Here is a 5,764-nt window from a genome sequence, read left to right on the forward strand (position 1 = left end):
TTCGCTTACTTGGTTATTTTGCTGATAAAAAGATGCCAGGTTATTCAGGCTGAGTGTGTACTTTCCTGCCCACACATCTGGCGCTTGTTGGTAATAAGCCTCACAGATAGCCAACGCCTTTTCTTGAAGCGCTATGGCTTCACGTACTTGGTTATTTTGCTGAAAAGACAATGCCAGGTTATTTAGGCTTGTGGTGTAGCCTTCTGCCCACACATCTGGTGCTTGCAGGTAATAAGCCTCACAGATAGCCAACGCCTTTTCTTGAAGCGCTATAGCTTCGCTCAGTTGGTTATTTTGTTGATAAGACAATGCCAGGTTATTTAGGCTTGTGGTGTAGACTTCTGCCCACACATCTGCTGCTTGCAGGTAATATTCTTCACGAATAGCCAACCCTTTTTCTTGAAGCGCTATGGCTTCACGTACTTGGTTATTTTTCCGATAAGAAGATGCCAGGTTATTTAGGCTTGTGGTGTAGTCTTCTACCCACACATCTGGTGCTTGCAGGTAATATTCCTCACGAATAGCCAACGCTTTTTCTTGAAGCGCTATAGCTTCACGTACTTGGTTATTTTGCTGATAAGACAATGCCAGGTTATTTAGGCTTGTGGTGTAGTCTTTTGCCCACACATTTGCTGCTTGTTGGTAATAAGCCTCAAGAATAGCCAACGCTTTTTCTTGAAGCGCTATGGCTTCACGTACTTGGTTATTTTGCTGATAAAAAGATGCCAGGTTATTTAGGTTTGTGGTGTAGTCTTTTGCCCACACATCTGCTGCTTGCAGGTAATAAGCCTCACAGATAGCGAACGCTTTTTCTTGAAGCGCTATGGCTTCACGTACTTGGTTATTTTGCTGATAAAAAAATGCCAGGTTACTTAGGCTTATGGTGTAGTATCTTGCCCACACATCTGGTGCTTGTTGGTAATAAGCCTCACAGATAGCCAACACTTTTTCTTCAAGCGCTATAGCTTCGCTTACTTGGTTATTTTGCTGATATGACAATGCCTGTTTAATTAGGCTTGTGGTGTAGTCTACTGCCCACTCCTTTGGATTAAACATAAAACCTTTAGATAAAACATTTATATTAACGCTTTGATAAAATAACTTAATGTTTATTTGTTCTGTAGTTAATGCCTGGATAGCTTTAGAATGTAAATCCCCCAACGGTATTACACTATTAATTGCGCTAACTATTAATTTAATTAGTTCATCTTTAGCCTTAACGGTGTTGTCGATGAGTACACTATCAAGCAAATAATCAAACTGTTTGTCTAAAAATGTATGCAATAAACCATGTCGGTATTGGTATTTATCATCGTTAACTGACAATCGACGTAAAATCTCATATACCTCATCAATAATCGCGTAATGTTCAGAGCGTAAATATGTATCAGACTCACTGCCGACTAGGTGTGTTTTTAGTGGGCACAACTCAAGGACATCTGTACTCGCAACCGCAGTTATCACTTTATCAACCAAACTAGAAGAAAATGGTGCACCAAGCAGCGATGAAAATAGCAACGTATTTACAGCCGCATTGCCTTGTTCACCAAGGTGTATTTTTAAAAGATGTAAACGTTCTTCAAGCACTGCATAAGCCATTAAGTTAAAGCTTTGACCATTGCTTGATTGGTTTGCATGAGAAAGTGAAGCTTGATACTTCTTTTGTAGTGTTAAAAAAGTCCATGCTAATGCATTCTCAATATCTTTAATATCCGGATTAAAGCGAAGAGGGTTATCAAAAATTAAACGCTCGAACTCATTATCACTGTATAACTTTTTATCACACAGCATGTTAATGGTTTCGATTGCAAAAAGGGAGTTCACGCTATTAGCCTCAGAACTTGCAAGCGTGGAAAAAATTGAGTTAGATAATGATTCATGTTGCGCCGCTTCACCCTGGATTACCTTAGTCACAAGCTCGGTGAGCAATAGTTTGTTAAAACCATTAAGAGGTACTATTTCAGCTTTTAAATCACCACTATCAATACCTTCTCTACATGCCTCAAAACCTCTAACTTCACAAGCTTTAAATAATGCTATCGAATACTCATGTAAAGATTGAGAAGCCTGTTTTGACTTTAATGCAGTTGCAGCGTCACCCGGGCGTAATGTAGTCACTATGTACAAATCGGGTTGTTGTAATAAACGAGTTAAAATGTATTCACTCGCTGTATCATCTATCCATTGTAAATCATCAATAAACAGCACCATAGGCAATGGCTCTGAGCAGATACCCTTAAGTTTTTCGATAGCCTTATCTAAATTATCAAATTGACGCTGCTTTTCATCCGTTTTTTTGTTGTCTAAATCCCCCCAACTGCTTTGTATGACTCTATCAACATGATTATCAAGCATCACACGTTGAAAACCTGCATCAGCAACACTCAGAGCTTTATCTACTCCTGGTAAGATTGTACCAATTGCTTTAATCGCATTATCTTTGCTTGCTATATTTTTTAAAAAGTTGACACCTTTGTCCTTCCACCCAGCTACCAATTCAAGCCTTTTAGTTTCATCTAGAATACTCTTCTCTATTGAGCTTAAGCCTGTATTGCTAGAACTATGCCCAACTTCATTAAGTAAGGTTAAAGTGATGTTTTCGGTATGCTTCTGAATATTCGCTAAATGCTGATTAACTAAGGCTGTTTTTCCTATGCCAGGTTCACCTGAAATTACCGACAAAGTAGTCGGCTTACGATGAATAAATTGATCTTTTAACTGCTTAAGCTCTTCATCGCGACCGATAAATAGCGATGATTTAACAGCTACGACAGGAATATCACTACCTGGTTTTTCTAACATCGCATAGCGCTGTGCAAACTGACGCTGTGCAAGTAATAATTGCTGTTTATTTTGAAGTGCTTCATCAACGTCACCATAAAGCTGGAAATGTTTGTCTGTGTAGGTGTAGAGTATTGAAAGACCAATGTATTTATCATTATCTTTTTGATTTTTTGCAAAAGAAAGTAAGAGCGATAGCAATCCGATAGAGTTGTTATCTAATTTATGTGGGTTGTTAATATAAATCAGCTTTGGGGCATCTATTGCAGTAGCCAATAACAGCTTGAACGTCAATTGAAAGGCATCTATTTTTAGGCTTTTTGAAAAAGTATTCGATAAGGAATTAATTTCCGATTTTGCAGAGGCTGATAAATACAAATTTTGCTTATTTATATTATCAATCACATCACCCAAGCTGTTGCCAGCATAATCATGCAACAAATCTTCTACACTACTTAAAACCGTCTTAGATAGATCGATATTATTTATTGCAACATCGGAGAACAGATTAGTGAAATGTCCGCCAACCTCATCAAATATAAAGTTAAAGCCTTTATCTAAGTGATCCCCTATGAAATCATTAAGCAGGCCCCCTGTTGCAATCGAGGTTGCAGTTTTCAACGACTCTTTTAATGTAGCAAGGTTCTTAATACCTTTGAGTTCATGACGTAGCTGCTCGAGAACGCTTTCAAGTAAGGCAAAGCTAACTGACGAAGTAACAGCATCCCCGTCAACTACGATAATGTTGCTGGCTTTATTATCTTTATTTTTATCATAAACCCTTTTTGCCACTAGTGCAGGTAAACTCTGCCGTTGTATTTTATTAGTATCGTTATATAAGCGCTTAATTTCATCTTGGTTAAGTTCAATAAGCAGAGGAGTTTGCTGAGAACATAGAAGATCATTATGATAGTTTGATAAATACCCCAGAACAGACATTGGCAATAAACCTTATATTTAACAATAAATTAGACTATGACACCTTCTTGAATGAGCATACTTAAAACTTGAGATATCAACAATAAAGGCAGATACGAACAATTAATTAAATTCTATAGTGACAATATTTTTTAAAACTTCAGTTTAGCTTATAGCGAGAGATAATCTAGTTAGATTAGTGAGCTATGTAAAGAGTATGGATTCCTAGGAGTTATAAGGATCATAAACTAAACAGTAATACATTGAAATTTCGCAAGTTTTGTTAAATTTCTTTCAAATAAATATGAACATATTATAGTAGATAACTGCTCTCACACTCTTTCTGGTGCCCCTAATCCGTTTTATGAAATAACATTTCAGAGTTTAGTGAACTGTAAATTTTGAGGAGAGTCAAAGATCAGTCGATCTACTGTTCCGGCTTTGTGTTCGTTGAAGAAACTCCAAGAATAAAAATCACTTATGCGAGTAAAGGTTCCGTTGGGGTAATAGAGCGTTATAGAACAGAGAGTTGAAATTAAAAAAATAGTTTTTAGACTAAATTATTAATGATGAAACAGTAATTTAATTATAGGTATTATCAGGTGCTTTTTACACTGTAATCAAAGTGTCTATACGTTTTGTATAAATGAAAATGATTAAATATTCTAACTAGCTAAAATCAGAGTGATACTAGCTAACTTCGGAGGTACACTTACTTTTGAAGCCGTTTAATATCATCTCTCCAGTCAATAGTTAGCATTCTATGTTCAAATCTATTGGTAAAAATAAGCTAATGTCACAAAAATTAGAGGAATTCATCATGAGTTTGGGATTACTTTTCTGGACTTTACGATCGAAGTGAAGCGAAGAATAAGTTATTTAAATTGCAATTATAACAATTGATTAGCGATATCAAAAACAGTTGCGGCAAACCCTGAGTATAAAGCCCATATAAAAGGGAATATACCTATGATTGAAATTATTTTGTCCTCTTTTTTACTATCCATAATACCATCAGCTACTTGAATAAATAGAATAAAAAAGATATCAAAAAGCAGAATATGCCATGATAAATGTCCATTTTCATCATTAGTAAAATAAAACAAACCGCCAATGCAAATGAAAATAGCAATAGATAATAATATGGCAGAAACGTAGTTCTTAAAAATTTGGAGAGTTAATTTTTCATCAGAAAGAAGAAATTTTAAAATAGAACTGAGTAGTTGAAATAAACTTTTTGTTATAAAAACAAATATCAGAAATAGAAAAAAACCAAAAATATAAGCCATATCCCACTCGAAAATTGCTGTTGTTTTGAACAGTATAGTAGACGAGAGTACCCTTTGTGAAATGTTACAGCATCGATATGTAGTGGTATAGAGTAAGCGTCCGGTGAACTACGCCTTGCTTAGATTAACGCGCCAGGGTAAAAGGCTATTGAGGACGCAATTAGGGTGAGATACTTGTTCTAAACAGTGTTCAATGTAATCGAATGGCGTTAGCCCATTGGCTTTGGCCGTTTCTATTATGCTGTACAAAATAGCACTGGCCTTTGCACCACGATGATTGTGGTTAAACAGCCAATTCTTACGCCCTATCACAAATGGTTTTACTGCGCGTTCTGCACGGTTGTTGTCTATATTGAGTCGGCTGTCTTCTACGTAACGACTGAGCTTTGACCATTGATTGAGACTGTAGTGTATGGCTTGGCCCAGGGCGCTTTGCTTTGACACTTGCTCCGCTGATTTATCCAGCCATTGCTTAAATAGTGCCAGTTGGGCACGTGAGTGCGTGCGCCTAAAATACAGTCGCTCTTCAAGACTGAGTGATTGTATTTTCGTTTCAATTCGGTACAGCCTGGCTATCATGCTCAATGCCATATCTGCCTTGCTGACTTTGCCTGTTTGGCTAAATACATAGCCACCCATTATTTTAAAGTTATAACATAACGCCTTTCATTTTGAGTTGCCAACACCAACATTCATTTACTGATGGGATTATTCCTGCCAAAGGACTGAATATTTCATCATTAATCACCAAAATTCACTCATAAACTAAATTCAAC

The 5,764-nt window shown here is 36.7% G+C and carries 3 protein-coding genes; all 3 read right to left on the reverse strand.

Going from position 1 to position 5,764, the window contains the following annotated elements:
* The coding region (locus AB4140_RS16265) for a tetratricopeptide repeat protein (RefSeq protein ID WP_372001743.1) at window positions 1-3,720 on the reverse strand (3,720 nt) is incomplete at its 3' end.
* Between the two features lie 869 nt (window positions 3,721-4,589).
* Entirely contained in the window at window positions 4,590-4,988 is a 399-nt protein-coding gene (locus AB4140_RS16270) for a hypothetical protein (protein ID WP_372001745.1), read from the reverse strand.
* Between the two features lie 108 nt (window positions 4,989-5,096).
* Window positions 5,097-5,627: a transposase gene (locus tag AB4140_RS16275; protein ID WP_303414993.1), complete on the reverse strand. Its 531-nt coding sequence runs from the start codon at window positions 5,625-5,627 to the stop codon at window positions 5,097-5,099.
* Window positions 5,628-5,764 lie beyond the last annotated feature (137 nt).

It is taken from the genome of Shewanella sp. 10N.286.51.B2, from assembly GCF_041469265.1.
Classification (GTDB): Bacteria; Pseudomonadota; Gammaproteobacteria; order Enterobacterales; family Shewanellaceae; genus Shewanella.